Origin of the sequence: Bradyrhizobium sp. SZCCHNS1022 (assembly GCF_032484835.1) — a bacterium.
Taxonomy (GTDB): Bacteria; Pseudomonadota; Alphaproteobacteria; order Rhizobiales; family Xanthobacteraceae; genus Bradyrhizobium.
Map to the genome: position 1 here is coordinate 529,190 of NZ_JAUETT010000004.1, position 26,515 is coordinate 555,704.

Annotated in this window: 27 protein-coding genes and 1 pseudogene; 18 read left to right on the forward strand and 10 right to left on the reverse strand. The window is 65.0% G+C overall.

The genetic code is table 11. The features are described 5' to 3' along the window. Positions 1–33: 33 nt before the first annotated feature. Positions 34–561: a hypothetical protein gene (locus tag QX071_RS25265; protein ID WP_315706006.1), complete on the forward strand. Its 528-nt coding sequence runs from the start codon at positions 34–36 to the stop codon at positions 559–561. Between the two features lie 27 nt (positions 562–588). Here QX071_RS25265 and QX071_RS25270 read toward each other — a convergent pair whose 3' ends face one another. From QX071_RS25270 to pcaD, 7 genes are all read right to left on the reverse strand, one after another. Continuing rightward, positions 589–1,086 carry a hydrogenase maturation protease gene (locus tag QX071_RS25270; protein ID WP_315706005.1) on the reverse strand — a complete coding sequence of 166 codons (498 nt, stop codon included), beginning with the start codon at positions 1,084–1,086 and terminating at the stop codon, positions 589–591. After that, positions 1,083–2,372 (reverse strand): Ni/Fe hydrogenase subunit alpha, encoded by a 1,290-nt coding sequence (locus tag QX071_RS25275; RefSeq protein WP_315706004.1) that lies wholly within the window; start codon positions 2,370–2,372, stop codon positions 1,083–1,085. The genes QX071_RS25270 and QX071_RS25275 overlap by 4 nt, the downstream gene beginning before the upstream one ends. Continuing rightward, on the reverse strand, positions 2,362–3,150 hold the full coding sequence (locus QX071_RS25280) for an oxidoreductase (protein WP_315706003.1): 789 nt from the start codon (positions 3,148–3,150) through the stop codon (positions 2,362–2,364). Before QX071_RS25280 ends, QX071_RS25275 begins: the two co-directional genes overlap by 11 nt. A 1-nt stretch (position 3,151) precedes the next feature. After that, positions 3,152–4,000: an FAD/NAD(P)-binding protein gene (locus QX071_RS25285; protein WP_315706002.1), complete on the reverse strand. Its 849-nt coding sequence runs from the start codon at positions 3,998–4,000 to the stop codon at positions 3,152–3,154. A 1-nt stretch (position 4,001) separates the two neighbouring features. Further along, positions 4,002–4,460, reverse strand: coding sequence for a cyclic nucleotide-binding domain-containing protein (locus QX071_RS25290; RefSeq protein WP_315706001.1), 459 nt, complete (start codon positions 4,458–4,460; stop codon positions 4,002–4,004). Beyond that, positions 4,447–5,676, reverse strand: a complete 1,230-nt coding sequence (locus QX071_RS25295) for a 4Fe-4S dicluster domain-containing protein (RefSeq protein ID WP_315706000.1) — start codon at positions 5,674–5,676, stop codon at positions 4,447–4,449. Before QX071_RS25295 ends, QX071_RS25290 begins: the two co-directional genes overlap by 14 nt. A gap of 450 nt (positions 5,677–6,126) precedes the next feature. Beyond that, on the reverse strand, positions 6,127–6,909 hold the full coding sequence (gene pcaD / locus QX071_RS25300; RefSeq protein WP_315705999.1) for a 3-oxoadipate enol-lactonase: 783 nt from the start codon (positions 6,907–6,909) through the stop codon (positions 6,127–6,129). 176 nt (positions 6,910–7,085) lie between these two features. Between pcaD and QX071_RS25305 the strand changes: the two genes are divergently transcribed. The 12 genes from QX071_RS25305 to QX071_RS25360 all read left to right on the forward strand — a co-directional run bounded on the left by QX071_RS25305 (position 7,086) and on the right by QX071_RS25360 (position 17,617). Next, positions 7,086–7,532, forward strand: coding sequence for a carbon monoxide dehydrogenase subunit G (locus QX071_RS25305; RefSeq protein ID WP_315705998.1), 447 nt, complete (start codon positions 7,086–7,088; stop codon positions 7,530–7,532). Between the two features lie 138 nt (positions 7,533–7,670). Then, a complete protein-coding gene (locus tag QX071_RS25310; RefSeq protein WP_315705997.1) occupies positions 7,671–8,156 on the forward strand; it encodes a (2Fe-2S)-binding protein in 486 nt (161 codons plus the stop codon). 32 nt (positions 8,157–8,188) lie between these two features. After that, positions 8,189–9,028, forward strand: coding sequence for a xanthine dehydrogenase family protein subunit M (locus tag QX071_RS25315; RefSeq protein ID WP_315705996.1), 840 nt, complete (start codon positions 8,189–8,191; stop codon positions 9,026–9,028). A gap of 34 nt (positions 9,029–9,062) precedes the next feature. Continuing rightward, complete coding sequence (locus QX071_RS25320) at positions 9,063–9,971, forward strand: MoxR family ATPase (RefSeq protein WP_315705995.1); 909 nt, start codon at positions 9,063–9,065, stop codon at positions 9,969–9,971. A 92-nt stretch (positions 9,972–10,063) separates the two neighbouring features. Continuing rightward, positions 10,064–11,281: a VWA domain-containing protein gene (locus tag QX071_RS25325; protein ID WP_315705994.1), complete on the forward strand. Its 1,218-nt coding sequence runs from the start codon at positions 10,064–10,066 to the stop codon at positions 11,279–11,281. Positions 11,282–11,299: 18 nt separating this feature from the next. Beyond that, positions 11,300–11,623, forward strand: coding sequence for an XdhC family protein (locus tag QX071_RS25330; RefSeq protein ID WP_315705993.1), 324 nt, complete (start codon positions 11,300–11,302; stop codon positions 11,621–11,623). 2 nt (positions 11,624–11,625) lie between these two features. Continuing rightward, positions 11,626–12,327 (forward strand): XdhC family protein, encoded by a 702-nt coding sequence (locus QX071_RS25335; RefSeq protein WP_315705992.1) that lies wholly within the window; start codon positions 11,626–11,628, stop codon positions 12,325–12,327. Continuing rightward, positions 12,324–13,928, forward strand: a complete 1,605-nt coding sequence (locus QX071_RS25340) for a molybdopterin-binding/glycosyltransferase family 2 protein (RefSeq protein ID WP_315705991.1) — start codon at positions 12,324–12,326, stop codon at positions 13,926–13,928. The genes QX071_RS25335 and QX071_RS25340 overlap by 4 nt, the downstream gene beginning before the upstream one ends. A 213-nt stretch (positions 13,929–14,141) precedes the next feature. Further along, positions 14,142–14,498: a DUF4189 domain-containing protein gene (locus tag QX071_RS25345; RefSeq protein WP_315706336.1), complete on the forward strand. Its 357-nt coding sequence runs from the start codon at positions 14,142–14,144 to the stop codon at positions 14,496–14,498. 149 nt (positions 14,499–14,647) lie between these two features. After that, positions 14,648–15,061 (forward strand): DUF2000 family protein, encoded by a 414-nt coding sequence (locus QX071_RS25350; protein WP_315728592.1) that lies wholly within the window; start codon positions 14,648–14,650, stop codon positions 15,059–15,061. Positions 15,062–15,203: 142 nt separating this feature from the next. Further along, positions 15,204–16,229 (forward strand): alcohol dehydrogenase AdhP, encoded by a 1,026-nt coding sequence (gene adhP, locus QX071_RS25355; protein WP_315705989.1) that lies wholly within the window; start codon positions 15,204–15,206, stop codon positions 16,227–16,229. A 107-nt stretch (positions 16,230–16,336) separates the two neighbouring features. Continuing rightward, positions 16,337–17,617: an alpha-glucosidase/alpha-galactosidase gene (locus QX071_RS25360; RefSeq protein WP_315705988.1), complete on the forward strand. Its 1,281-nt coding sequence runs from the start codon at positions 16,337–16,339 to the stop codon at positions 17,615–17,617. Between the two features lie 507 nt (positions 17,618–18,124). On the opposite strand, the pseudogene QX071_RS25365 reads toward QX071_RS25360, so the two are convergent. Continuing rightward, positions 18,125–20,020: pseudogene (locus QX071_RS25365) on the reverse strand (HAD-IC family P-type ATPase); the annotation flags it as partial. A 234-nt stretch (positions 20,021–20,254) separates the two neighbouring features. Here QX071_RS25365 and QX071_RS25370 point away from each other — a divergent pair. From QX071_RS25370 to QX071_RS25390, 5 genes are read left to right on the forward strand one after another with little or no spacing between them, the layout of a single operon-like run. After that, a complete protein-coding gene (locus QX071_RS25370; RefSeq protein ID WP_315705987.1) occupies positions 20,255–20,947 on the forward strand; it encodes a TetR/AcrR family transcriptional regulator in 693 nt (230 codons plus the stop codon). Further along, a complete protein-coding gene (locus QX071_RS25375) occupies positions 20,944–21,723 on the forward strand; it encodes an efflux RND transporter periplasmic adaptor subunit (RefSeq protein WP_315705986.1) in 780 nt (259 codons plus the stop codon). Before QX071_RS25370 ends, QX071_RS25375 begins: the two co-directional genes overlap by 4 nt. Continuing rightward, a complete protein-coding gene (locus tag QX071_RS25380; protein ID WP_315705985.1) occupies positions 21,720–22,658 on the forward strand; it encodes an ABC transporter ATP-binding protein in 939 nt (312 codons plus the stop codon). The genes QX071_RS25375 and QX071_RS25380 overlap by 4 nt, the downstream gene beginning before the upstream one ends. Next, positions 22,655–23,815, forward strand: a complete 1,161-nt coding sequence (locus tag QX071_RS25385; protein ID WP_315705984.1) for an ABC transporter permease — start codon at positions 22,655–22,657, stop codon at positions 23,813–23,815. Before QX071_RS25380 ends, QX071_RS25385 begins: the two co-directional genes overlap by 4 nt. Positions 23,816–23,857: 42 nt before the next feature. After that, the gene (locus tag QX071_RS25390; RefSeq protein ID WP_315705983.1) at positions 23,858–25,171 is read left to right on the forward strand and encodes an adenylate/guanylate cyclase domain-containing protein; all 1,314 of its coding nucleotides are present in this window, start codon (positions 23,858–23,860) and stop codon (positions 25,169–25,171) included. Positions 25,172–25,180: 9 nt separating this feature from the next. Here the strand turns inward: QX071_RS25390 and QX071_RS25395 are convergent, their stop codons facing one another. Further along, positions 25,181–25,642: a DUF488 domain-containing protein gene (locus QX071_RS25395; protein ID WP_315705982.1), complete on the reverse strand. Its 462-nt coding sequence runs from the start codon at positions 25,640–25,642 to the stop codon at positions 25,181–25,183. Between the two features lie 11 nt (positions 25,643–25,653). Then, positions 25,654–26,478, reverse strand: a complete 825-nt coding sequence (locus tag QX071_RS25400) for a DUF72 domain-containing protein (protein ID WP_315705981.1) — start codon at positions 26,476–26,478, stop codon at positions 25,654–25,656. Positions 26,479–26,515: the final 37 nt, after the last annotated feature.

Consider the following 26,515-nt stretch of genomic DNA (forward strand, 5'->3'; position numbering starts at 1 on the left):
GCCTTTCGGGCAGGGGGACGGCGGGAGAACAGTATGTTCAAGAACTGGCGGCTCAGTTCCTTCAGCGGCGCGCTGCTTGCGGCCTACTTCATCCCAGTATGGAGCATCATCGCGTTCCGGATCATGGTCGCGCCCGTTCATGGCCTGTTCGAGCGGCCCAACATCTCGGTTGCGCTGTTCGTCAGCGACTACCTGCATCTGGCCGGTGTCGGCACGGTGCGCGCAGCCTGGCTGCTGGCGCTGGCGCGGCTCACGGTCGCGGGCTTCTTTGCGATCTTCCTGATCCTGATCAGCTTGCCGGCCGCGCGCCGGACCGGAGCCGCCGACGAGACGCTTGGGATTGCGCTCGGCCTCGGCAGCGTCGTCAGCTTCTTCAGCATGATCGTGGCATCCCGGGTCGGGGAGGCCGAGGCGCTGCGGCTGCACGCGACCGAATTGATGCTGCTGCTTGGCACCGCGATCGTGATGCTGGTGGAGCAGCCGACGCAACTCCTGGCACGAACTGCAAGCGACGCGGGTGCGCCGCACGGGGCCGGACACTCGGCTGCGCCTACCGCCTGATCGCGGCTGGTCGGGCTCGCTGCGGCTTCAGATGTCGGTTGTTGCCTCGATGTCATTCAACCGGCCGATCTCCGTCATGACCCGTTCTATGACGGTCTCGACGGCCGCGGCCACTTGCGGCGTCATCGTGCGGCCTGCATCGAAGCAGCGACCCTCCACCGCATAGACGATCGTGGATATCGGGAGGCCGTCCAACTGGCGGGCGAGGGCGATCGCCTCGGCCAGACCGAAGGCATGACTCGAGGCGAGACGTGGGCGGGGCGGCATCTCGTCCTTGGCGGCATCGACACGATGGATGCGCCCGGGTGCTCCCATCGGGGCGGCGGCGTCAACGCAGATCAGCGCGTCGCAACTCGCCCAATCCGCGACAAGGCCGAGGAAATCGCCACGGCAAACGGCGAGCGCCACGCCGGGCGGCAGGCGTCCCGCCAATCGCTCCGCGACACGCACGCCAACGGCGTCATCGCCGCGGTCGATATTGCCGATGCCGAGGACGGCGATCCGCCGTTGTATAGAGGCGTTCACGATCGGTGGACCGTCAGATTCACAAAGTGCGTGGAGCAGGAAATGCAGGGATCGTAGTTGCGGATGGTCTGCTCGCAGCGAGCGCGGATGATCTCGTCCGGCTGGTCGAGCATCGAACCTGCAACGGCGGCGAGATCGGCCTCGATGCTCGGCTGATTCTGCGAGGTCGGCGGGACGATGCGCGCCCGCTCGATGCTTCCGTCCGATGCGAACTCATAGCGATGCCAGCAGATGCCGCGCGGCGCTTCGGTGCAGCCGAATCCGGTGGCCGCGCGGGGGACGAGGGGCACGGCGGCGACCGCCGGCTGCTCATAGGCTGCGATGATGCGAAGCGCTTCCTCACAGGCGAACAGGATTTCGAGCGCCCGCACCACAATGCTCTGATAAGGATTCCGGCACACCGGAGATAGGCCGACCTCCTCGGCGAGCGTCTGGACCGCCGATGGCAGGCGGTCGAAATTCAGCGCGTAGCGGGCGAGCGGGCCGACCAGATAGGCGCCACGTCGCTTCAACAGCGCATGCAGCGCGGTCGAGTGCGGAACGTGCCGCTCCTCGAACTCCGATTCGTAATCGGCGATGTCGATATCGATGTCGCGGCTGGAGACGAGCCGCCCTTCGTTGAAGGGATATTCGTCGGAGTGGCGCAGCGCCACGAATTCGTAGTCCTGCTCGTAATCCGGAAAGGGGAAGGTTGCGACCCAGCGCACCAGCTGAACGGCGATGTCGCGCGCGTTCTCCAGCCGAGCGGCGAGCGGCTGCAACTCGGCGCGGCTCGGCACGCGATGGAAGCCGCCGGGCTTGACATTGACCGGATGGATCTCGCGTCCGCCGAGCACACGCATGATCTCGTTGCCGGCCTTCTTCAGCGTGAGCGCATTGCGGACCACCTCGCCATGCTGCTGCGCCATCCGGATCGCGTCGGGAAAGCCCAGGAAGTCGGGCGCATGCAGCATCACGACATGCAGGGCATGGCTCTCGATCCATTCTCCGCAATAGATCAGCCGGCGCAAGGCGCGGAGCTGGCCCTCGACCTTGGCCCCAAACGCGTTCTCGATCGCATGGACCACGCTCATCTGATAGGCGATCGGGCAGATGCCGCAGATCCGCGCGACGATGTCGGGCGTCTCGGCGTATCCGCGCCCGCGCAGGAACGCCTCGAAGAAGCGCGGCGGCTCGAAGATGCGTAGCTGCGCCGAGGCGACTTTGCCGTCAACGATCGCGATGTCCAGCGCGCCTTCGCCCTCGACCCGGGCGAGATAGTCGACCTTGATTGACTTAGTCGGCATGGGCCTCGCTTTCCTTTCGGAACGGTTCGGCTGCGGCGTTGAAGGTCTGCAGGGCGCGGCTGACATCGCGTGCGCTGGCGCCCAGCGCGCGCCACTCGCGCGCCAAGGCCGCCATGTTGGGTGTCTCCATCGGGCCGTAGCAGCCGTAGCAGCCGCGCCGGTAGGCCGGACAGATCGCGCCACAGCCCGCATGGGTCACCGGTCCGAGGCACGGCTGGCCTTGAACCATCACGCAGACCGTGCCGCGCTGCTTGCACTCGATGCAGACGCTATGGGAGGGGATCGCGGGCTTACGTCCGGCAAGGAAGGCCGAGATCACCTCGATGAGCTGATGCTTGTTGATCGGGCAGCCATGCAGTTCGTAGTCGACGGTGACATGCGCCGAGATCGGCGTCGAAGTGGCGAGCGTGGAGATGTAGTGCGGGGAGGCATAGACCGCGGCGACGAAATCGTTCACGTCGGCGAAATTGCGCAACGCCTGGATGCCGCCGGCCGTAGCACAGGCGCCGATCGTCACCAGATGCCTGGATTGCTGTCTCACCATCATGATGCGTTCCGCGTCGTGCGCGGTGGTGATCGACCCTTCGACCAGCGAGAGATCGTAAGGGCCGTCGAGAACGGCGCTCGAAGCTTCCGGAAAATTGGCGATCTCGACCGCGCCGGCCAGTGTCAGGAGTTCGTCCTCGCAATCCAGCAGCGACAGCTGGCAACCGTCGCAGGAGGCGAATTTCCAGACCGCGAGCCGCGGGCGCCTGTCTCGGTCGATCACCTGCTCCATCTCAAATCTCCCGGACAGCGAAGATGCGTTCGATCCGGTCGAATCGCATCACGGGACCGTCCTTGCAGATGAAGGCCGGTCCGAACTGGCAGTGGCCGCAAAGGCCGATGGCGCACTTCATGTTGCGCTCCATCGACAGATAGATGCGGTCCGACGCGACGCCGGCATCGCGCAGCGCATTGGCGGTGAACCGCATCATGATCTCCGGGCCGCAGACCATCGCGACGGCGTTATGCGGGTCGAACGGAATGCGCGGGATCAGGGCAGGCACTACACCGACATGGCCGCGCCAGGTCTTGTCGGCATGATCGACGGTGACCTCGACGCTGATGTCGAGTTGCCGGCGCCATGACGCGAGCTCGTCTCGGAACAGAATATCCGCAGGGTTTCGGCAGCCGACCAGGATCGCGACGCGGCCATAACGAGCGCGATTGGCGAGCACATGGGTGATGGCCGGACGCAGCGGGGCGAGACCAAGGCCGCCGGCCACGATGAGGATGTCGGAGCCTTCCGCCTCGGTGACCGGCCACGCCGTGCCGAACGGGCCACGAACGCCAAGCGTGGCGCCGACCTCGAGCGCAGCGATCGCCTGGCTCACGGCGCCGACATCCCGCACCGTATGCATGAAGCCTGTGGTGTCCGCGCAGTCGCCGCTGATGCTGATCGCGGCTTCGCCGACGGCAAACGCATAGAGCATGTTGAACTGGCCCGGCGCGTAGCTGGGCCGAGACCCTTGGGACGGTGCGATCTGTAGCGTCACGACGTCCGGCAATTCGCGGCGGAGATGCGTGACGCGATAAAGCTGTGGCACGAAGGGATCGCTCCGGGGTGGTGCGATCGGCACGGTCATCTCAGCGCTTTCCATAGACGTTGAGGATCTGCAGCCGCGTGTCGTGGAGGCGTTGCACCAGGATGGGAGCAAAGCGCTTCATCATTTCATAGCCCAGATGATGGTCGGCATCGCATTTGCCGCGCAGGCATTTTGCGTCGATGCCGATTGCACGCACCAGCTCGACAGCGCGGGCATCGAAGGTCCACCGATAGGGCGGTAGCAGCCACGAAGCGCCGACGATCTCGCCTTCGCCGAGCGTCGACATGACGATCGGCGGCTGGCCGGGTGCAGCAATTTCCAGCGCGACCTTGCCGTGTCGGATCAGGAAGAACTCGTCTGCCGCATCGCCTTCGTGGAACAGATATTGGCCAGGGTCGAAGCGATGATTGCGGGCGCAGCCGGACACCAGCGCGATCTGGTCTGCAGGGCACCCGGCGAAGAAGGCATGTTCCTTCAGGATCTGCTCAAGTCCCACCATGCTGTTCTCCGCTGGTCGGGTTGGCACGGATGGCGGCCGCTTCCTCGGTGATGTCGATGCCGACCGGGCACCAGGTGATGCAGCGTCCGCAGCCGACGCAGCCGGACGTGCCGAACTGGTCGATCCAGCTCGCAAGCTTGTGGGTGATCCATTGCCGATAGCGCGCGCCGCCGCTCCGCCGCACGCTGCCGCCGTGCAGGTAGGAGAAATCCAGCGTGAAGCAGGAATCCCATTTGCGGACGCGCTCGGCCGTGTCGCCGGTGAGGTCGCTGTGGTCTTCGACCGTCGTGCAGAAGCAGGTCGGACAAACCATGGTGCAGTTGCCGCAGGTGAGACATCGCTCGGCGACCGTGTCCCAGCGTGGATGGTTCGGGCTGGCTTGCAGCAGATCCTTGATGCCGTCGGTGTCGAGCGTCCGGCCCATCTGGCTTCGCGTACGCGCCACCACCGCGGCCGCTGCCGCGAGATCTGCGTCATCCGCAGCACCATGGGGGAGGCGCCCGAGCAGCGCGGCCCCCTGGTCGCTGCCGGCCTCGACTAGGAAATCGTGACGCAGTTCGTCGTGCAACTCGGTCAGCGCGAGATCGAAGCCGCTCTCCACCTGCGGTCCCGTGCCCATCGAGGCGCAGAAGCACGTGCCTCCGGCCTCAGCACAATTCACCGCGACGATGAACGCGTCCTGGCGCCGCGACGTATAGCCGACGTCTGCGTAAGGGCTAGTTGAAAACACCTTGTCCTGGATGGCGATGGCGTGAATTTCGCAGGCCCTGACGCCGACGAAGGCGAATTTGCGCGGAGCCGGAGGAGGCGGTTCGATTGCAAATCCATCCTCGCCGCGGTGTGCGGTCCACAGCGTCGCGACCGGCGGATGGAGGAACCGCTTCCAGGATTGCGGCCCGACGGCAAAGCCGAACAGCGCGTCATCGGTCCGCCGCTCCAGGCGATATTTGCCGGCGTCCTGGCGGTCGGTCCACCCGGCGGGAAGTTGTGAGAGCTTGGCGATCTCGTCATAGGCGATCGCGCCATCACGCACGGTCGGCCCCAGCACGCAGTGATCCGAGGCCAGCGCGTCGATCAGCGCCTGCAGGGCATCGCGCGACATGATCGCCTTTGTTCCTTTGGCCAGCGGTGCGGACGTGGCAGACGGATCGGAGCCCGTCGCCGCCGGTTCGGTGACGCTCTGCGAGATCTCTCGATTCCGGCGATCTTCGGACATGCGGCCTCGATGGCCTTCTCAAACGGCCTTGCTCGGGTCGGCGGAGACTTAACAGTCCCGCCCGCTGTGGCCGTTGACCTTGATCAAGCCCGGCGTGCCGTCGTTGGAGGGGCAGGGCTATCGCATATGGTTGGAAATAGCTTCGAGCAGTCTTCTTTGCGGCCATCCTTCGAGACGCCCGCCGGCGGCGGGCTCCTCAGGATGATGACGTTTTCCACGGCGAAGTCGTAGACCCTCATGGTGAGGGCACGGCAAAGCCGCGCGTCTCGAACCATGAGGCCCCGCGCCTGCTTGACGCCATATGCGATAGCCCTGGTTGGAGGGGCGAATCGAAATCGCATGGAGTCAGGGCACGCGCTGGCACCATGATCGGCGGCGAAGCCGCGAGGCTTTCACGTTGGCCGTGCGCGGCTGCGGCAGACGCGACGAAGATCGATCGGCAAAGATCGATCAGCGTTGCGTCAGGAAACCCAGCACCGCGTCATTGAAGGCGAGCGTCGCCTCGATGTTCGAGATGTGCGCCGCGTCGAGGATGGTCATGCTGGCACCTGGGATCTGGCTGCGGATCGCTTCCGCCATCGTGATCGGCGTCGAGCGGTCGTAGCGGCCCGCAATCACCAGCGTCGGGCTCTTGATCTTCGGCAACGCCTCGCGCAGGTCGAGCGTCCGCAGCGCCTCGCAGGAGGCAAGATAGCCCTCGACCGGGGTGGCCAGCAGCATCGCTTTCATCCGCTGGGCGATTTCGGGATTGCGGCCGCGGAACTCCTCCGTCAGCCAGCCCGCGATCACGGTGTCGGCGACCGCGGCCAGCCCGCCTTCCTTGACGGCCTTGATGCGGGTGTCCCAGATGGTCGGGTCCGGATAATGGCAGGCGGTGTTGGCGAGCACGATCTTGCCGAGCCGCTCCGGCGCGTTGGCGCCGAGCCATTGCCCGACCATGCCGCCCATCGACAACCCGCACCAATGCACCTTCTCGATGTTGAGGTCGTCGAGGATCGCGAGCACGTCACGGCCGAATCGCTCGACCGAATAGGGGCTTGGCGGGACGCTAGATCGGCCGTGGCCGCGGCGGTCATAGCGGATCACGCGGAATACCTGCGTGAGGGCGCGCATCTGTGGCTCCCACATTTGTAGGGTACAGCCGAGCGAGTTCGACAGCATCAGGGTCGGCCCACCGTCGCGGCCCTCGACCGTGACGTTGAGGAGGCAACCGTCGGCATCGATCATCGGCATGAGGCAAGGTCCTTGTCCTGGTGTTCCGGCGCCCAAATTCGCCCCTCCCGTTCGGAGCCAATTCAGCGCGCTGCATCGGCGATTCTGCATCGCCCGCGTTCATCCGCCACTCTTTCCTTTGTGACGGCCGTGCATTAGGTGAATACCCTAAACCAAACCATCCGGGGAGCTTCCACATGGCGATGACGATGACAGGCGAGGTTCAACTGCCGGCACCGCGCGAGGCCGTGTGGGCCAAGCTCAACGATCCCGAGGTTCTCAAGGCTTGCATCCCCGGCTGCGAGGAATTGGAGAGGACCGAGGACAACGGCTTCCGCGCCACGGCCAAAATGAAGGTCGGACCGGTCTCGGCGCGCTTCAAGGGCAAGGTGACGTTGAGCGATCTCGACCCGCCCAATGGCTACAAGATCACGGGCGAAGGAGAGGGCGGCGTGGCCGGCTTCGCCAAGGGCGGTGCCACGGTCGGGCTGTCCGATAAGGACGGCGGTACGCTGCTCTCCTACAACGTCGAGGCGCAGATCGGCGGCAAGCTCGCCCAGCTCGGCCAGCGCCTGATCAACGGCGCCGCGAAGAAACTCGCCGACGAGTTTTTCGCCAATTTTGCCAAGGCCGTGCAGGGATAAATTCGACCAATCACGTCAGTTGGGCGAGGGGTCGGCGAGGTTGCCCACCGCCGATCCGGCCCATATGATGGTTTTCGACTGATTTTGCCGGGCTGTGCTGCAGTGCAATGCTGTGGCGCCGATAATAGAGAGTCCTGAATGGCCAAAATTTCCCTGATTGTGAACGGTAACCCCGTCACGGCGAATGTCGACCCGCGGACGCTGCTCGTGCAGTTCCTGCGCGAGAATTTGCGCCTGACCGGGACCCATGTCGGCTGCGACACGTCGCAATGCGGCGCCTGCGTCGTGCATCTCGACGGCAAGGCGGTGAAGTCCTGCACGACCCTCGCCGTGATGGCCGACGGCCATGAGGTCAAGACCATCGAGGGGTTGGCGCCGGATGGTGCGCCGCTGCATCCGATGCAGGAGGCATTCCGCGAAAATCACGGCCTGCAATGCGGTTTCTGCACGCCCGGCATGATCATGACCGCCGTCGACATGGTGCATCGCAAGGGCCACGATCTCAGCGAGGAAACCATCCGGGAGGAGCTGGAAGGCAATCTCTGCCGCTGCACCGGCTATCAGAACATCGTGCAATCGATCGCCGCCGGCGCCAAGGCCATGGCGAAATCCGATCTCGCATAATTCCCGCGCATTCGCGCGTCAGGACATTTCCCATGTACGAATTCAAATATCACCGTCCGGGCACCGTGCGGCAGGCGGCCAATCTTCTGGTCAAGAACGAAGACGCCAAGCTGATCGCCGGCGGCCACACGCTGCTTCCCGTGATGAAGCAGCGGCTGGCGAGTCCGCCGCATCTGGTCGACCTCTCGCATATCGAGGGGCTCAACGAGATCGAGATCAAAGGCCGCGCGCTGGTGATCGGCGCCACCGCCCGTCACGCCGAGGTTGCCAATTCCCCCACCGTCGGTGAGGCGATCCCGGCGCTGGCCCATCTCGCCGGCTTGATCGGCGATCCCGCCGTGCGCCACCGCGGCACCATCGGCGGCTCGCTCGCCAACAACGATCCGACGGCGGATTATCCCGCCGCCTGCCTCGCGCTCGGCGCCACCATCGTCACCAACAAGCGCAAGCTGAAGGCGGAAGAGTACTTCCAGGGCCTGTTCACGACCGCGCTGGAGGGCGACGAGATCATCACCAAGGTCAGCTTCCCGCTGCCGAAGAAGGCGGCCTATGTGAAATTTCGCAATCAGGCCTCGCGCTACGCGCTGGTCGGCGTGTTCGTGGCGCGGCGTCCGTCGGATGTGCGGGTGGCGGTCACCGGCGCCGGAGCCGATGGCGTGTTCCGGGTCACCGCGTTCGAGGAAGCCTTGCAGAAGCGGTTCTCGCCCAAGGTGCTGGAAGGGATTCCGGTGTCGCATGAGGGCCTGAACAGCGACATCCATGGCAGTGCCGAATATCGCGCGCATCTGATCGGCGTGTTGGCGCGGCGTGCGGTGGAAGCCGCCAATGCCGAGGCCAAAGCGTCGGCAGAATCGGAGGCTCCGGCTTCGTGAGACCGGCTGTAGCGAGCAAGAGGCGGGCGGGCGCATGAGTGCAGCGGCATTGCCAGGATCTGTCGACGGGATGCTCGAGCTGCTCTCTTCGCGCGGCTATCTCGCCGAGCGCTCGCTGGCGACGGTGACCTATCTGGCGTTGCGCATGGGGCGGCCGCTGTTTCTGGAGGGCGAGGCCGGGGTCGGCAAGACCGAGATCGCCAAGGTCCTGTCGGCCGCGCTCGGGCGCAAGCTGATTCGCCTGCAATGCTATGAGGGGCTCGACGTGGCCTCGGCCGTCTATGAGTGGAATAGCGCCGCGCAGATGATCGCGATCCGGCTGGCGGAAGCCGGTGGCGATGTCGACCGCGAGCAGCTTTCTTCCGACATTTTCGCCGAGCGCTATCTGATCAAGCGCCCATTGCTGCAGGCGCTGGAGCCTGATGTGGCGGGCGCACCGGTGCTCCTGATCGACGAGCTCGATCGCGCCGACGAAGCGTTCGAGGCGTATCTCCTGGAGATACTGTCCGACTTCCAGGTCACGATCCCGGAGTTCGGCACCGTCAAGGCGCCGCATCCGCCCATCGTGATCATCACCTCGAACCGCACCCGCGAGATCCACGACGCGCTGAAGCGCCGCTGCCTCTATCACTGGGTCGAATATCCCTCGGCCGAGCGCGAGCTCGCGATCGTCAAGACGCGGCTGCCCGGCATCTCGCAGCGGCTGTCGCAGCAGATCGTGCGCTTCGTGCAGGCGCTTCGTAACCAGGATTTCTACAAGTCACCGGGGGTGGCCGAGACGCTCGACTGGGCGACCGCACTGACCGAGCTGGATGCCCGCGGGCTGACGGCCGAGGTGGTCGGCGACACGATCGGGGCGCTGTTGAAGTACCAGGACGATATCGCGCGCATGCAGGGCGATGCGCTGCAAAAGGTGATCAAGGACGCGACGAGCGAGAGTTAGTTCTCCGTCATTCCGGGGCGATGCGTCAGCATCGAACCCGGAATCTCGAGGTTCCGGGTTCGCTCGTTTCACTCGCGCCCCGGAACGACGAAATGGATAGAGCTGTGCCCACGCCAATCAACCATCTCGCCCCTCCCACCGGCGCGATCGCCGACAATATCGCGGGCTTTGCCCGGGCCTTGCGCGGCGCGGGCCTGCCGGTCGGGCCGGGCGCGGTGATCGATGCGATGACGGCGCTGGAGGCGATCGACATCGGCAAGCGCGCCGACGTCTTCACCACGCTGGAATCGATCTTCGTCAAGCGCCACGAGCACGCGCTGATCTTCGCCCAGGCCTTCGAGCTGTTCTTCCGCGCCGCCGAAGAGTGGAAGTCGATGCTGGATTCGGTGCCGCTGCCGGATCACGCCAAGAAGAAGCCGAAGCCGGCGTCGCGTCGTGTCCAGGAGGCGATGGCGCAGCCGCAGATGCACGAGGAGCCGCAGACGCTGGAGCAGGACCTGCGGCTGTCGGTATCCGACCGCGAGGTGCTGCAGAAGAAGGATTTCGCGCAGATGAGCGCGGCCGAGATCGCCGAGGTGACGCGCGCGATCGAAAAGATGCGGCTGCCGCAGGCGGAGCTCAGGACGCGCCGCCACAAGCCGGATCCGAAGGGCGCGCGCATCGACATGCGCAAGACCTTGCGCGAGGCGCTGCGCACCGAGGGCGAGATCATCAACATCCAGCGGCTGGGACGGATCGAGAAGCCGGCGCCGATCGTGGCGCTGCTCGATATTTCCGGCTCCATGAGCGAATATACCCGCCTGTTCCTGCATTTCCTGCACGCCATCACCGACGCCCGCAAGCGCGTCTCGGTGTTCCTGTTCGGCACAAGGCTGACCAATGTGAGTCGCGCGCTGCGGCAGCGCGATCCGGACGAGGCGCTCGCGAGCTGCTCGGCCTCGGTCGAGGATTGGGCTGGCGGCACCCGCATTGCGACCTCGCTGCATACGTTCAACAAGCTGTGGGCGCGGCGGGTGCTCGGGCAGGGCGCCATCGTGCTGCTGATTTCCGACGGGCTGGAGCGCGAGGCCGATGACAAGCTCGCCTTCGAGATGGACCGGCTGCACCGCTCCTGCCGACGCCTGATCTGGCTGAACCCGCTGCTCCGCTACTCAGGCTTCGAGGCCAAGGCGCAGGGCATCAAATTGATGCTGCCCCACGTTGACGAATTCCGGCCCGTGCATAACTTGACCTCGATCGGGACGCTGATCTCGGCGCTATCGTCCCCGCTGTCCGCCCATCACCGCAGCGCGATCCGTCCCGCAGCCTGAATTCCGCAAGGAGGCATCATGCTCAACCGCGACGAGGATATTCTGAAGGCTGCCGAGGACTGGCAGAAGGCCGGCCATGGCGTGGCGCTCGCCACCGTGGTCGAGACCTGGGGCTCGGCGCCGCGTCCGGCCGGCTCCAGCCTGGTCATCAATGATGACGGCACGTTCCTGGGGTCGGTGTCCGGCGGCTGCGTCGAGGGCGCGGTCGTGACCGAAGCAATGGACGTGATCGAAAGCGGCCAGCCCAAGATGCTGGAGTTCGGCGTCGCCGACGAGACCGCCTGGAATGTCGGACTGTCCTGCGGTGGTACCATTCGAGTGTTCGTCGAGAAGGTCGGGTAACGATGAAGCTTGCAACCCTCTCCGAGCTGAACGCGGAGCGCGCCGCGCGGCGCCCGGTGATCCTGGTCACCGATGTCGCCACCGGCGAGCAGCGGCTCGTGAAAGCCAAGGACATTGTCGCCGATCCACTACGCGCCGAGCTCGCCGCGCAGTTGCGGATGGGCAAGAGCGGGATGATCGAGACTGGCGGCAAGAGGTTGTTTCTCAATGTCTACGCGCCGACCGCGCGGCTCGTGATCATCGGTGCCGTCCATATCAGTCAGGCGCTGGCGCCGATCGCGCGCTCGCTCGGTTACGACGTGACGGTCGTCGACCCGCGCACGGCGTTTGCCAGCCCCGAGCGCTTCCCCGACGTGCCGCTGATCGCGGAATGGCCCGACGTGGCGCTGCCGCCGCTCAACATCGATCACTACACTGCGTTCGTCGCGCTGACCCACGATCCCAAGATCGACGATCCGGCGCTGCTGCACGCCTTCTCGCGTGACTGCTTCTATATCGGTGCGCTGGGCTCGCGGAAGACGCATGGCAAGCGCGCCGAGCGGCTCCGTGCGCAGGGGGCCAGCGAGGCCGACATTTCCCGCATTCACGCGCCCATTGGACTGGCCATCGGCGCCGTATCGCCATCGGAGATCGCCGTCTCGATCATGGCCCAGATCACCGCGGCGCTGCGGCTGCCGCCCAAGGAAAAAGAAGAAGCGGCATGAAATTCGGCCCGGCCAGTCCGGCGGAGGCAGTCGGCGGGGTGACGGTGCACACCCTGCGCCAGGGCAGACTGGTGCTGAAGAAGGGCACCACGATCGGTCCGGCCGAGGTGGAGGCCCTGACCAGGGAAGGCGTCAAGGAGATCGTCGTCGTCAGGCTGGAGCCGGGCGACGTTTCCGAGGATGAAGCTGCCGCCGGCATCGCCAAGGCGGTCGCGGGCGAGGGCATTCATGTCGATCGCGCCTTCACCGGCCGCGCCAATTTGTTCGCGGCCCAGGCCGGCGTGCTGGTGATCGATCGCGATGCGGTCGACCGCATCAACGCGGTCGACGAAGCCATCACCTTCGCGACCTTGCCGGCGTTCAAGCCGGTGGTCGAAGGCGAGATGGTCGGCACCGTCAAGCTGATCCCGTTTGGGGTCGAAGGACGCTTGCGCGACGCGGCTGTCGCGGCGGCGGGCAAGGGCGCGCTCCGGATCGCGCCCTATGTCATCAAGCGCGTCGGCGTGGTCTCCACCATCCTGCCCGGCCTCTCCTCGAAGGTCATCGACAAGACCTTGCGCGTCACCGCCGAACGGCTGGCGCCTGCAGGCGCCGCCATCATTGCCGAACGCCGCGTGCCGCATGAAGGCGCGCCGCTGTCGGCCGCCATCCAGGAACTGCTCGGGCTCGGCGCCGAGCTAGTCATCGTGTTCGGGGCCTCGGCCATTGCCGACCGGCGCGACGTGATCCCGGCTGCGATCACCGGCATTGGGGGGACGGTCGAGCATTTCGGCATGCCGGTCGATCCCGGCAATCTCCTGCTGATCGGTAACGCGGCCGGCGTGCCGGTGCTCGGTGCGCCTGGCTGTGCCCGTTCGCCGGTCGAGAACGGTTTCGATTGGGTCCTGATGCGGCTGCTCGCCGGCATCAAGGTGACCCGCGCCGAGCTGATGGCGATGGGCGTCGGCGGCCTTCTGATGGAGATCGTCACCAGGCCGCAGCCCCGCGCCAAGCCGGAAACGGAGGGCGAACGCAAGGTTGCGGCCATCGTGCTCGCCGCCGGCCGCTCGACCCGGATGGGCGGGCCCAACAAGCTCCTGGCCGAACTCGAGGGCAAGAAGCTGGTGCGGATCGTGGTCGAGCAGGCGCTGGCCTCCAAGGCTTGCGAGGTGATCGTCGTCATCGGCCATCAGGCCGACCTGGTCGAGCAGGCGCTGGCAGATCTGCGTGTCCGGTTCGTGCGCAATCCCGATTTCGCTGGCGGGCTTGCGAGTTCCGTGAAGGCCGGCATCGCGGCCGTGTCCGAGAACGCCGATGGCGCGGTAGTCTGCCTCGGCGACATGCCGATGGTCTCGAGCGATATGCTCGATCGGCTGATCGGCACGTTCGAGCCGGATCGCGGCAATTTGATCGTGGTGCCGGTCGCCGACGGCCGCCGCGGCAATCCGGTCTTATGGTCGCGGCGTTTCTTCCAGGAGCTGATGACGCTGGACGGCGACGTCGGTGCGCGGCATCTGATCGCCAAGCATGCGGAGGCCGTCGCCGAAGTGCCGGTCGAGGGAGACGGCGCCTTCCTCGACATCGACACGCCGCAAGCGCTGGACGCCGCACGGCGGGGGTGAAACGGCTTTCCATCATTACGCAGGATTTCTTCACTTCGCTCGCAACGGCGGTTGTCCGTCGACGGCCGGCGTTGCACCAGGCGCTATCTTTCAACCTTCTGTTCACCAAGTTGAAACATCCTTTCCCCTAGATTCCGCCACATTGGGCCTCGGGGGAGGATCTCGGTGATCGTTTCGACCGCCGCGCGACGCTTCGCGCTATTTGCGTTTGGTATGACCGTTCTGGTGGCGGGCGCGCGCCTTGCGACCGATCATTTCATCAGTGTCGCGCACGCAGCCGGTGCCTTCGCCATGGGCCAATGCGCCGCCTATGGCCAGGCCTATGATTACCCGTCCGAGCCTTCGGCTAAAGCGGCCGCGCTCAAGCAGTGCAAGGGCGACTGCACGGCAGTGATCCTGAAGAAGGCGTGTGCGGCCTTCGCGGTCGATTTGACCAATCCCTGCGGTCCGCATGGCTATGCGGTCCGGCCGAAGATATCGACCTCGCTCAACGATGCGACGCGTGAATGCTACAAATATGGCGGCAAGGAATGCGTGATCCGCGCCTGGGTCTGCGACGGCAAGGGTTGATTTCGCAGACAGGGCTTTTCATTGTTCGGGCAGCGGCGAACCCGGACTCCTGCGACGACGACAGCGTCTTGGCGCTGACAGCGTAGAATTGATCGGGTTTCGGTCAATTTATCGGCGTCCCGAGAATGGCGTCGTTTGCCGGAGGAACGATGCAGTTCGACACCAAGATCGCGCTGGTGATCCGTAACGACCTTGAAGCCTGGCAGAAGCTGAACGTGGCAGCCTTTCTCGCGAGCGGCATTGCCGCTGCGTTTCCCGAATGTGTCGGTGTGCCTTATGAGGACGGTGATGGCACGCCGTACCATGCGCTGATCGGCCAGCCGATCTTGATCTACGGTGCAGTCGATCGCGCGGCGTTGTCGCGGGCACTCGAACGGGCCTTGGCTCGCAACGTCAAATGCGCGCTCTATAGCGAAGACATGTTCAAGACCACCCATGACGAGACCAATCGCGCCGCGGTGAAAGCGGTCGCTCGCGCCGACCTCAATCTGGTCGGCCTGGCCTTCCGCGGAGAACGCAAGGTGGTTGACAAGGTCGTGGACGGCTTGAAGTTTCACCACTGAAGATCGCGCGACAAGCCGGCCAGTTGATGTCACGGAGTTGTCATATGCTCCGCGACGAAGCGACGGCCGTCCATTGACTCCGATCAAGCTCGAGCTTGCCGGCCTCTATTAGTTTGCGCCTCGAAATGAGAGGAGCAGACACATGTCGACAATGAAGGCCGCCGTCGTCAAAGCCTTTGGCAAGCCGCTGGTGATCGAGGACGTGCCGATTCCGGAGCCGGGCCCTGGCGAGATCCTGGTCAAGCTGAAGGCCTGCGGCGTCTGTCATACCGACCTGCACGCCGCCTCGGGCGACTGGCCGGTCAAGCCGGTACCGCCTTTCATTCCGGGCCATGAGGCGGCCGGTTTGGTTGCGGCGCTCGGCCCTGGCGTGACCGATTTCAAGGTCGGCGATGCTGTCGGCGTGGCGTGGCTGCATGATGCCTGTCTGCGCTGCGAATATTGCGAGACAGGCTGGGAGACCCTGTGCGAGCACCAGCACAACACCGGCTACAGCGTCAACGGCGGTTTCGCTGAATACGTCATCGCCTCCGCGGCCTTCGCGGCACGCCTGCCGGCTGACGTCGACTTCGCTGCGATTGCCCCGATCCTCTGCGCGGGCGTGACGACCTACAAGGGCCTGAAGGAAACCGAGACCCGGCCGGGCGAGTGGGTGGTCATCTTCGGCGTCGGCGGCCTCGGCCACGTCGCCATCCAATATGCCAAGGCCATGGGGATGAAGGTGATCGGGATCGACATCACCGAGGACAAGTTGAAGCTCGCGCGCGAAGCCGGCGCCGATCACGCGGTCAATGCGCTCGACAAGGACGCGGTGGACCGGGTCGCCAAGATCACCGGCGGCGGCGCCCACGGCGTACTGGTGACGGCCGTGTCGACGCCGGCCTTCGCCCAGGCGCTGCACATGGTCCGTCGCAAGGGGACGGTCAGCCTGGTCGGGCTGCCACCGGGCGAGTTTCCGACACCGATCTTCGACGTCGTGCTGAAGCGCATTACGGTGCGCGGCTCGATCGTCGGCACGCGGCGAGATCTCGACGAGGCCATCGCCTTCGCCGCAGAGGGCAAGGTCAAGGCCGAGATCACCACGGCGCCGCTATCGGAGATCAACACCATCTTCGACAAGATGAAGGCAGGCAAGATCGACGGCCGCATCGTGCTCGATTTCACCTGAATGCCTATCGGCGCACATTCTAAAGAAGGCCGCGGCGTCATGGAAATGCGCCGCGGCCTTTTGATATGGATCAGCGTCTCGGTGGATCGGGCTGGCACGATGCGGCCATGGCAGCGGTTACCAAAATCGTCTTTCTCGGCGCGAGCAGCGCGTCCTTCGGACTCAGCATGTTCCGGGACCTGTTCTCGACGCATGAGCTCGCAGGCAGCACCTTGGTGCTGGTCGGTCGCGACGCCGAGCGGCTCGGCCGCGCCGAGCGCCTGGCGAAGCTCTTGAACGACAAGTCCGGCGCCGGACTGAAGATCGAGGCGACGACGGACTGGCGGGCTGCGCTGGATGGCGCGGGCTTCGTCGTCCATTCCACCGCGATCGACCGCAACCGGCTCTGGCGGCACGATTTCGAGGTGCCGCGCAAATACGGCATCCGCCATACGCTCGGCGAGAATGGCGGGCCCGGCGCGCTGTTCTTCACCTTGCGCACCTTGCCGGTGGTGTTCGACTTCGTCCGCGAGATGGAGGCGCGCTGCCCGCAGGCGCTGTTCGTCAACTTCTCGAATCCGGAGAGCCGCATCATCCTGGCGCTCGGGCAGCATAGCCGGATCAAGCACATTGGCCTCTGCCACGGCATCTTCATCGCACGCAGCCAGGTCGCCGCGATCCTCGGCTTGCCCGAAGCGCGGGTGGACGTGTGGGGCGCCGGTCTCAACCACTTCCAATGCTTGAAAGAGATTCGCGATCGCGAGACCGGGGCCGATCTCTATCCGCTCCTGCGCGAGAAGGAGGCAAGCCACGATCCCGAGGTTTCGCCGCTGACCCGCGCGCTGTTCCGCAGCTTCGGCTATTGGCTAGGCTGTGGTGACGGCCATGTCGGCGAATATTTCGCCTATGGCTGGGAGGCGGGGGAGGCCGGCTACAATTTCGATGGGGACGAGGATGAGCGCGCCAGGGTGAGCCGGCTGATCGATGACGTGCTGGCCGGGCGGGCCGAGATCCCGGACTGGTGGCTGAAGCCGTCGGGCGAGCGTGCCGTCTCCGTGATCTCCTCCGTGCTGCATGACCGCAAGCAGCTGATCGAATCCGGGGTCGTCTATAACGATCACGTCATTCCTAACCTGCCGGCGGACGCGGCGGTGGAAGTGCCCGTCGTCGCCGACCGTATCGGCATTCATCCAGTCTCGCTCGGGCCACTGCCGGAGCCGGTCGCGAAGCTCATGACCGTTCAGGTCCAGGTGCAGCAGCTTTCGGTGCAGGCGGCGATGCAGGCCTCCAAGGAGATCGCGCTGCAGGCGCTCCTGATCGACCCCGTGGTGAACTCGGCGACATCGGCACGGCAGCTCCTGGACGAATTGTGGGAGATCAACCGGCCCTATATTCGTCCTTGTGCGTGAGACGCGCACTACAAATCGATCCATTCGCAGCTGCCGGAAGATCACGGCTTTGGCGCCGTCGAGCAGAAAGGCGAACACGACGGCTACCGCAAGCAGGCCGGCGATGATCGGCAGCCTCAGCGGAGCCATCAGCGATCCGGTGGCGGCGAGCGCCGTGACGATCAGGATGTCCGTAATCGAGGAGACGACGACGGTCCGGCTTGGCCGCGACGACCAGAGGCGGCGGCGTTCGCGCACGACGTAATAGATCGATTGGCCGCTGAAGGTCAGGTTGACCAGGGTCATGGTCCGCAGCGTCTCGAGGTCGAGGCGTAGCAGATCCCTGCCGATCAGCAGCACGCCGACGCAGAATGCGAGATCGACCATACCCATGATCACGCCGGCGAGCGTCAGGTCGCCGATGCGCCACGCATTCGGCTCGGCCGAGGGCCGGACGTTGTCGGTCGCCGCCGACATTGCCAGGAAATCGCCCGTGATCATGGAGATCACGATCAGCGTCGGTGTCAGAATGGCATGTCCGACGATCAGGAAGCCGATGCCGAGATAGGAAACCTGGCGGACCTTGTGCACGATCGAGCGCAGCGCATAGGTGAGGATACGCTGGAATGCGACGCGTCCCTGCGTCACCGCGGTGAGAATGCTGGTGAGGCCGGGCTCGGTGAGCACGAGGCCGGCTGCGGACTTCGCGACGTCGGTCGACGTCGAGACCGCAATGCCAAGCTGCGCCTGACGCAGCGCCGGCGCATCGTTGGCGCCGTCACCGCACATGCCGACGGAATAGCCCGAGCGCTGCAGCGCCTTGACCAAAGCGAATTTGTCTTCCGGCAGCACGCCGGCGAACACCGCGTAATCTGTGGCGTCGATCCTCTCGGGGATCGGTCCGGGCGGAAACACCTTGCCGTCCAGTCCAATCGCTTTGGCCACGGCCGAGGCCGTGGCCGGGGCATCGCCGGTCACCATGACGACGCGCACGCCCATTGCTTGCAATTTCGCGAGGCAATCGGCAGCTTCGGGCCGCGGAGGATCGCTCAGCGCGATCAAGCCGACGATGTGCATCACATCCGAATCCGCGGCGGACACACTGACGCCGAGTACGCGATAACCCTCGGCCTCCAGCCTTGAGGCTTCGGCCCTTGCCTCATTGGGTGCAGTCGACATGGCCAGCACAGCCGCGAACGCGCCTTTCACCACGCGCCGTCGCGTGTCATCTGCGGTGATGACGGTCGCTTCCGCCATCTTGGTGGCGGGATCGAACGGAATGAATGTTTCTCGCCGCAATCCGTCCAATCGGCCATTCCCGGACGCCATCCGCACTGCGCCATCGACCGGATCGAGCCCGCCGTCGGAACTCGACAGACGCGCCCACACCAGGACATCCCGCGCGCTCGCGTTTCCAAATGGAACGGTCGCTGCGACGCGCAGTTCGTTTTGGGTCAGAGTGCCCGTCTTGTCGACGCACAGCACGTTCATGGTGGCGGCCTCGTCGACCGCGGAGAGCCGCGTCGGCAGCACGCCGCGTCGGCCGAGCGCCTGCGCCGCCACGGCAGCGGCGAGCGTGAAGGCTGCCGGAAGCGCGACCGGCACGGAGGCAAGAACAGCAATCAGGCCGAGCGGAACGATTTCCGTCATCGGCAGGTGACGGGAGATCGCATAGGCGATCAGCGCGAGCGCCAATGTCCCATTGATGGTCGCGAGCGCGAGCACCACGCGCAACACCGCCTTCTGCTGCGAACTGGTGACATGTGCCGTCCGAATAAGCTCCGCTGTCCGTCCGAACCGGGTGTGGGCACCAGTTGCGAGCACCTCGGCCATCGCTTCGCCGCGCCGGATCAGGGCTCCGGCGAAGGTCTCGCTGCCGGGACCGACCTCGATCGGTAGCGACTCGCCCGTCAGCATTGATTGGTCGAGCATCACAGCGCCTGAACCGAGCCGCACATCGGCAGGCACCACGGCGCCGAGCGTCAGCTTGATGATGTCTCCGGGCACGAGTTCGGCCGCCGGAATGATGGTCCAGATGCCGTCGCGGAGGACGGCGGCGTTGAGCGCGAGCCGCTGCTTCAAGGCCTGCAGCGTGGCCTTGGCGCGGCCTTCCTGGAACGTGCCAAGCAGGGCGTTGAACACCAGCAGCAGGCCGATGATTCCTGCCTCGAAATATTCGCCGAGCGAGAGTTGCAGCAGGATCGCCGCCTCCAGCAGGCAGGGGACCGGCGCAACAAACTTGCCGAGCAGCACGTGCCAGAGCGGACGCTCGGTGCTCGTCGTCGCATTGGAGCCGAATTCCCGCAGGCGTCGGGCCGCTTCGGCGGCTGTCAGGCCGCGATCCCAAACCGATGCTTGATCGGCCGTTGCGGGCGCCGGCGCGTTCGCCGGTAATGGAGCCGCGGGAATTTCGAAATCATCCATCGCGATTGCCTGATGAGTGCTGCCCGATGATGAGTCCTAGGGCTGCGCAGTGCCCTGCGAATATTCGGCGGAACGGAACTCAGCATGAGCCTGATCAAGGCGCACGCGGATGTGAAATGGTTGCTTGTAGCGCGCATCCTTCCATCAGACGCCGGTCGTCCGAGGCCAGCGCCGTAGCCGGATCGCAATGGTATTGACACTGACTGACCAGTCAGTCATATTTTAAGAATGGTGATGAGAACACGAAAAGTCGCAAGCAGGGTTACTGGCCGGCCGGCCGCATCGCAGGTCGTTCGCGCAGCGGACAAGGCAGGCGAAGCGTCCGCGAGCCGGGCGGAGCGCGCGGCCGAGCGCCGCGCGGCGATCGTCGAGGCGGCGATGGAGGAGTTCGTCGCGCGCGGCTTCACCGCGACGCGGCTCGACGACATTGCCAAGCGGGCCGGCGTCGCCAAGGGCACGATCTATCTGCATTTCAAGGACAAGGAATCGATGTTTGAGGAATTGATCCGCACCGCGATCGTGCCGTTCGTCAGCCGCATGACTGCACCGCCGTCATTCACGGGATCGGTGCGCGATGCGGTCGAAACACTGGGGCGCCTGTTCATCCACGAGGTCGCGACTACGCGCCGCGGCGACATCGTTCGGCTGATCGTGGCCGAGGGCACGCGCTTTCCGGCGATTGCCGATTTCTACTATCGCGAGGTGGTATCTCGCGGACTCGCCGCGCTGCGCGGCCTGATCGAGCTTGCGATCGAGCGGGGAGAGATCCGCGAGCCCAAGCTCGCGCAATTTCCGCAAATCATGATCGCGCCGGTGCTGATTGCTGTGCTGTGGAAGAGCCTGTTCGAGCGGCATGCGCCGCTCGATGCCGAAGCGATGCTGCGGACGCATCTCGACCTGATCTTTGGCGAACGGAGTGCAACATGACGAGCCTCTTGCATTGCCTCGTCGTTCTGGCCACCGCTTTCACGCTGAACGGATGTCACGATAAGCGCGATCCCGGCTATCAGGGCTGGGTCGAGGCCGATATGATCTTCGTCAGCCCCGATGAGGCGGGGCGCGTAACCAAGCTCAACGTCCGCGAAGGCGACGAGGTCAAGGTCGGCGATCTGCTCTATTCGGTCGACGACGATCTGCAGCAGGCCGATCTCAACCAGAACAAGGCGACGCTCGCCAATGCGCAGCAGACCTATGACCGTGCGGCCGCACTGAGCAAGACCGGCGCAGGCACGCAGGCTACGCTTGATTCGGCGATCTCCGCGTTGCGCGTCGCCGAGGCCCGTGTGGTCACGTCGCAGACGCGGCTGGCCCGCCGCAGGGGCTTTGCCCCGGTCGCCGGCACCGTGCAGCAGATCTACTTCCGCGAGGGTGAGATGGTCGCGGCGCAGCGGCCGGTCCTCTCGATCATGCCGCCCGGCAACATGAAGCTGCGCTTTTACGTTTCCGAGACGGAACTGCCGAAGATCGCCATCGGCGATGAGGTCCGCGTCACCTGCGACAATTGTGCGCCCGATCTCTCCGCGCGGATCTATTTCATCGCGACCACGGCCGAATACACCCCGCCAGTGATCTACAGCCTCGATGAGCGCAACAAGCTCGTCTATCTGATCCAGGCGCGGCCTTCGCGGCCCGACGCGCTGCGCGTCGGCCAGCCGGTCAGCGTCTATCTCAATGCCAAGACGCCGGTGGCCGATCGACGATGACGCGCGCGGCGGACGACGGGATCGCGATCGACGTTCATGGACTGACGAAATCGTTCGGCGGCCGCGAGGTCGTGCACGATCTGTCGATGCGGGTGAAGCGCGGCTCGATCTACGGGTTTCTCGGTCCGAACGGCTCCGGCAAGACTACGACCATCCGAATGTTATGCGGGCTGTTGACGCCCGATAGTGGCGAGGGCCGCTGTCTGGGGTTCGATATCCGCCGCGACGCCGACCGCATCAAGCGGCGGGTTGGCTACATGACTCAGCGCTTCAGCCTGTATCAGGATCTGTCGGTGCGCGAGAATCTCGAATTCGTGGCGCGTCTCTATGGCCTGAGCGATCCGCGCGGTGCTGCGCGCGACATGGTCAGGCGGCTTGGGCTGTCGGGCCGGGAGGGACAGCTCGCCGGCGAGCTGTCGGGCGGCTGGAAGCAGCGGCTGGCGCTTGGCGCCTGCACGCTGCCCAATCCGCAGTTGCTGCTGCTCGACGAGCCGACCGCCGGCGTCGATCCCAAGGCGCGGCGCGATTTCTGGAACGAGATCCATGCGCTCGCGGCCGAGGGGCTGACCGTGCTGGTCTCCACCCACTACATGGACGAGGCCGAGCGCTGTCACGAGATCGCTTATATCGCCTATGGCTATCTGCTGGCGCATGGCACTGTCGAGCAGGTGATCAAGCAATCGGCGCTCACCACCTATACTGTCGGTGGCGATCGCCTGCAGGAGGTGGCGAGCGCTCTGGCAGGGCAGCCCGGTGTCGACATGGTGGCGCCGTTCGGCGCCAGCCTGCACGTGTCCGGCCGCGATGGAGCCGCACTGGAATCTTCGATCGCGCCGTGGCGTGACAAGCCCGGCCTGCGTTGGCAGCAGGCGGCGCCCTCGCTGGAGGACGTCTTCATCGATCTGATGAACCGCTCGAAGGACAATTTCCAATGAGCGCTATAGACATCAACGAACGCAGCCCCGCCGAACCGCGCTTCGGCTTCCTGCACCGGACCTACGCGATGCTGGTCAAGGAGTTCATCCAGCTCCGCCGCGACCGGGTCTCGTTCGCCATGATCGTGATGATCCCGGTGATGCAATTGCTGCTGTTCGGCTATGCCATCAACACCACGCCGCATCATCTGCCGGCCGCGGTGCTGCTGCAGGAAGACAGCGATCTCGGGCGCTCGATCCTGAAGGCGCTGGAGAACACGGCCTATTTCCGCTTCACGCGCGAGGTGCACGACGTCAATGAATTCGACGATCTGCTGCTCTCCGGCAAGGTGCTGTTCGGCGTCGAGATTCCGCGTGGCTTCGAGCGCGCAGTCCGCCGCGGCGACCGTCCGGCGCTGCTGGTCGCGGCGGATGCCACCGATCCGGTGGCTGCCTCCTCAGCGCTGTCATCGCTCGGCATGATTGTGCAGACCGCTCTGGCGCACGACCTGTACACCGGTGATCCGGTCTCGCTGCCGTTCGAGATCCGGGCGCATGCCCGCTACAATCCGGCCGCCGAATCGCGGCTCAACATCGTGCCCGGCCTGGTCGGCACCATCCTGACCATGACCATGCTGATCTTCACCGCGCTGTCGGTGACCCGCGAGATCGAGCGCGGCACGATGGAGAGCCTGTTGTCGATGCCGATCAAGCCGGTGGAAGTGATGCTCGGCAAGATCATCCCTTATGTGCTGGTCGGATTCCTGCAGGCATCGATCATCATCGGCATCGGCGTGCTGCTGTTCGGCGTGCCCGTGTTCGGCAGCCTTTCGTTGCTGGCGTTGCTGTCGACGCTGTTCATCGGCGCCAATCTGTCGATCGGCTACACGTTCTCCACCCTGGCGCAGAACCAGCTGCAGGCGATGCAGCTGTCGATGATGTTCTTCCTGCCCAGCATCCTGCTGTCCGGATTCATGTTTCCGTTCCTGGGCATGCCGCAATGGGCGCAATATGTCGGCGAGTGCCTGCCGCTCACGCATTACCTGCGCATCGTCCGCGCGATCATGCTCAAGGGCTCGACCCTGCAGAACCTGCAATATGACGCCATTGCCCTGTTCGCCTTGATGCTGTTTGCGATGACGGTCGCCGTGCTGCGCTTCCGCCGCACCCTCGATTGAGGCAGGATGTGGCCGGGGCAGGCGAGGAGCTTGGGGCGCGCGATGTTGGCACCATGGTCGGACCGAAATGAAGCACTTGGGGCTGCTGCGTCGGCCGAATTCGGCCAAGCCTTTACGCGTCAAGTCCTGAGCACGGAACTGCTTCGGGTCAAGGTGCTGATCGGCACCGCAGCTCTGTTTTTGGCGATCTCTGCCTTCGTCGATATCTTCGAACCGAAGATCATGCTTTGGATTTGGCACGGCGGATCTAGGGCTCTCTACAGCTATGCGATTCTGATCTTTTTCATTCTGTTCGAGGCCTGGATCCATTCTCGGATACTGGCGGACATCGGGCGCGGCCGCGACGTTCCGCTCGTCATGCGCTATATCGGCACCGTGATCGAGACTTCGTTGCCGACATTGGTGCTGGTGATGCAGATCGACAGCATCGGCCCGGAGAAGGCGCTCGCCTTCGGCATGCCGCTGACCTACTTCGTCTTCATCATTCTGTCGACGCTGAGGCTCGACTTCTGGCTGTCGAGCTTCACCGGATTCGTCGCTGCTGCCGAGCTGCTGGTCGTCGCGCTCGTCGACCGGCCGGTCCTCGACGTCAGCCAGAATCCAGAGATCTATTTCCATGCGGAGCGAAGCTTTATCATCCTGCTCTGCGGCATGATCGCAGGCGCGGTCGGCCTGCAGCTGAGGCGCCAGTTCGTGGCCAGCATCCTGGCAGCGACGGCGCGCGACCGACTCACCGACCTGTTCGGCCAGCACGTCTCGCCCCAGGTCGTCGAGCGTCTGATGAAGGAGGGCACCACGGAAGCGAGAGACATCCGGCAGGTCGCCGTGATGTTCGTCGACTTCCGCAGCTTCACCGCGGCCGCGCGGTCGCGCACGCCGCAGGAGGTGGTGGACCGTCTCGACGGTGCGTTCGCGGTGCTGGTCGAAATCCTCGAGCGCCACGGCGGCATCGTGAACAAGTTCCTCGGCGACGGCTTCCTGGCGCTGTTCGGCGCGCCGTTCGAGACGCCGGATGCGGCACAGCACGCGGTGGCGGCGGCGCGCGAGATGGTGGCCGCAATGGAGCAGGTCAACGCCGGCTCGGACTGGCCGCTGCGCATCGGCATCGGCATTCATCTCGGCGAGGTGATCGCCGGCAGCATCGGCTCGCCGCGCCGCAAGGAATACACCGTGATCGGCGATACCGTGAATTTCGCCTCGCGGCTGGAGACGCTGAACAAGGAATTCGATTCCCAGCTCTTGATCTCGTCGGAGGTCCGCGCCGCGATCGGCGCGGATGGCGATGGCGCCTTGCCGCATGGGCAAGTGTCGATCCGCGGCTATGACCGGGCCGTCGAGGTCTGGCAGCTGAGCTAGCGTTCACACTCACACCTGCGGCGCGACCAGGTTCTCCACCTTGACGTGGTCGCGCTCCTCGATGATCTCCGCGATCCAGCGCCGGTGGCAATGGGTGTGATCACGCTCGTAGCAGAGCAGGCAGATGGGGCCTGCAGTCTTCACGAGCGCGGATAATTCATCGAGCTGCTCCTTGGCCTGGGGCGTCTTCAGATGCGCGCTATAGACCTTCTGTAATGTATCGTAATGGCCGCTGCGCGCAGCGTCGCGGCCTTCCTTCGGCGTGCCGAGCCCACGCAGATGCACGTAACCGATGCCGCGCTCGTCGAGACCGGCCGCAAGCTGGGTCTTCGACAACCCGGGACGGCGGGATGCGGCGATGGCGCGGACATCGACCAGGAGCTTCACGCCGGCAGACTGCAATTCGTCGAGCACCGCCTTGGCCGGCGTCTGCTCGTAGCCGATCGTGAACAATGTCTTGGCTTTCGCCATCTGACGTAACCTCAGCTCAGCCGCGCGATCAGCTCCATCGCCCCTGCAGGCGCGCGCACCTTGCCCTCATGGATCACATAGGCGAACACGTCGCGCGGGCTCTTCTTGGCAGGCTCGTCGTCAACGCGCGGCAGATCGTCCGGTTCGCCGCCCTCGGCCCAGGTCTTGAGCCGCCCGGCCCAGGCGTCGAGCTGTTTCGGCGGGTAGCAGGTGGCGATCTCGTCATTGCCCTTCTGCAGCCGTGCATAGACGAAATCGCCGGTGACGTCGGCGATTGCCGGATACTTGCCGTGTTCGGCAAAGACCACCGGGGTTTCGAACTCACGCAGAAGCGCCACGAAGCCGGGTGCGCAGAAGCTGTCGTGCCTGACTTCAACGACATGGCGCAGCGCGCGGCCGTCGATCTCGCGCGGCAGGAGCTCCAGGAACTTGCCGAAATCGGCTTCGTCGAACTTCTTGGTCGGCGCGAACTGCCAGAGCACCGGGCCCAAGCGGTCGCCGAGTTCGAGCACGCCGGTGTCGTAGAATCGCTTGACCGAGTCGCCGGCCTCCGCCAGCACGCGCCGGTTGGTCGCAAAGCGCGGGCCCTTGAGCGAGAACACGAAACCGTCGGGCACCTCGCGCGCCCATTTGCGGAAACTCTCCGGTTTCTGCGAGCCGTAATAGGTGCCGTTGATCTCGATCGATGTCAGCTTTGAGGCGGCGTATTCCAGCTCCTTCGACTGCGGCAGCTTCTCCGGATAGAACACGCCGCGCCAGGGCGCGAAGGTCCAGCCGCCGATTCCGATATAGATGTGACTCTTTTGCTTTGCAGCGCGCGCGGGGGTCTTGCTCACGGAATGGGGTCCGTCGTTCGGAGGAGGAGCGGGCGGG

Bases quoted from the DNA above. Each gene is read 5' to 3' on its own strand.
- QX071_RS25265 (WP_315706006.1), top strand. From the start codon at position 34: ATGTTCAAGAACTGGCGGCTCAGTTCCTTCAGCGGCGCGCTGCTTGCG.
- QX071_RS25275 (WP_315706004.1), bottom strand. From the start codon at position 2,372: ATGCCGACTAAGTCAATCAAGGTCGACTATCTCGCCCGGGTCGAGGGC.
- QX071_RS25280 (WP_315706003.1), bottom strand. From the start codon at position 3,150: ATGGAGCAGGTGATCGACCGAGACAGGCGCCCGCGGCTCGCGGTCTGG.
- QX071_RS25285 (WP_315706002.1), bottom strand. From the start codon at position 4,000: ATGACCGTGCCGATCGCACCACCCCGGAGCGATCCCTTCGTGCCACAG.
- QX071_RS25290 (WP_315706001.1), bottom strand. From the start codon at position 4,460: ATGGTGGGACTTGAGCAGATCCTGAAGGAACATGCCTTCTTCGCCGGG.
- QX071_RS25295 (WP_315706000.1), bottom strand. From the start codon at position 5,676: ATGTCCGAAGATCGCCGGAATCGAGAGATCTCGCAGAGCGTCACCGAA.
- pcaD (WP_315705999.1), bottom strand. From the start codon at position 6,909: ATGCCGATGATCGATGCCGACGGTTGCCTCCTCAACGTCACGGTCGAG.
- QX071_RS25305 (WP_315705998.1), top strand. From the start codon at position 7,086: ATGGCGATGACGATGACAGGCGAGGTTCAACTGCCGGCACCGCGCGAG.
- QX071_RS25310 (WP_315705997.1), top strand. From the start codon at position 7,671: ATGGCCAAAATTTCCCTGATTGTGAACGGTAACCCCGTCACGGCGAAT.
- QX071_RS25315 (WP_315705996.1), top strand. From the start codon at position 8,189: ATGTACGAATTCAAATATCACCGTCCGGGCACCGTGCGGCAGGCGGCC.
- QX071_RS25320 (WP_315705995.1), top strand. From the start codon at position 9,063: ATGAGTGCAGCGGCATTGCCAGGATCTGTCGACGGGATGCTCGAGCTG.
- QX071_RS25325 (WP_315705994.1), top strand. From the start codon at position 10,064: ATGGATAGAGCTGTGCCCACGCCAATCAACCATCTCGCCCCTCCCACC.
- QX071_RS25330 (WP_315705993.1), top strand. From the start codon at position 11,300: ATGCTCAACCGCGACGAGGATATTCTGAAGGCTGCCGAGGACTGGCAG.
- QX071_RS25335 (WP_315705992.1), top strand. From the start codon at position 11,626: ATGAAGCTTGCAACCCTCTCCGAGCTGAACGCGGAGCGCGCCGCGCGG.
- QX071_RS25340 (WP_315705991.1), top strand. From the start codon at position 12,324: ATGAAATTCGGCCCGGCCAGTCCGGCGGAGGCAGTCGGCGGGGTGACG.
- QX071_RS25345 (WP_315706336.1), top strand. From the start codon at position 14,142: ATGACCGTTCTGGTGGCGGGCGCGCGCCTTGCGACCGATCATTTCATC.
- QX071_RS25350 (WP_315728592.1), top strand. From the start codon at position 14,648: ATGCAGTTCGACACCAAGATCGCGCTGGTGATCCGTAACGACCTTGAA.
- adhP (WP_315705989.1), top strand. From the start codon at position 15,204: ATGTCGACAATGAAGGCCGCCGTCGTCAAAGCCTTTGGCAAGCCGCTG.
- QX071_RS25360 (WP_315705988.1), top strand. From the start codon at position 16,337: ATGGCAGCGGTTACCAAAATCGTCTTTCTCGGCGCGAGCAGCGCGTCC.
- QX071_RS25370 (WP_315705987.1), top strand. From the start codon at position 20,255: ATGAGAACACGAAAAGTCGCAAGCAGGGTTACTGGCCGGCCGGCCGCA.
- QX071_RS25375 (WP_315705986.1), top strand. From the start codon at position 20,944: ATGACGAGCCTCTTGCATTGCCTCGTCGTTCTGGCCACCGCTTTCACG.
- QX071_RS25380 (WP_315705985.1), top strand. From the start codon at position 21,720: ATGACGCGCGCGGCGGACGACGGGATCGCGATCGACGTTCATGGACTG.
- QX071_RS25385 (WP_315705984.1), top strand. From the start codon at position 22,655: ATGAGCGCTATAGACATCAACGAACGCAGCCCCGCCGAACCGCGCTTC.
- QX071_RS25390 (WP_315705983.1), top strand. From the start codon at position 23,858: ATGTTGGCACCATGGTCGGACCGAAATGAAGCACTTGGGGCTGCTGCG.
- QX071_RS25395 (WP_315705982.1), bottom strand. From the start codon at position 25,642: ATGGCGAAAGCCAAGACATTGTTCACGATCGGCTACGAGCAGACGCCG.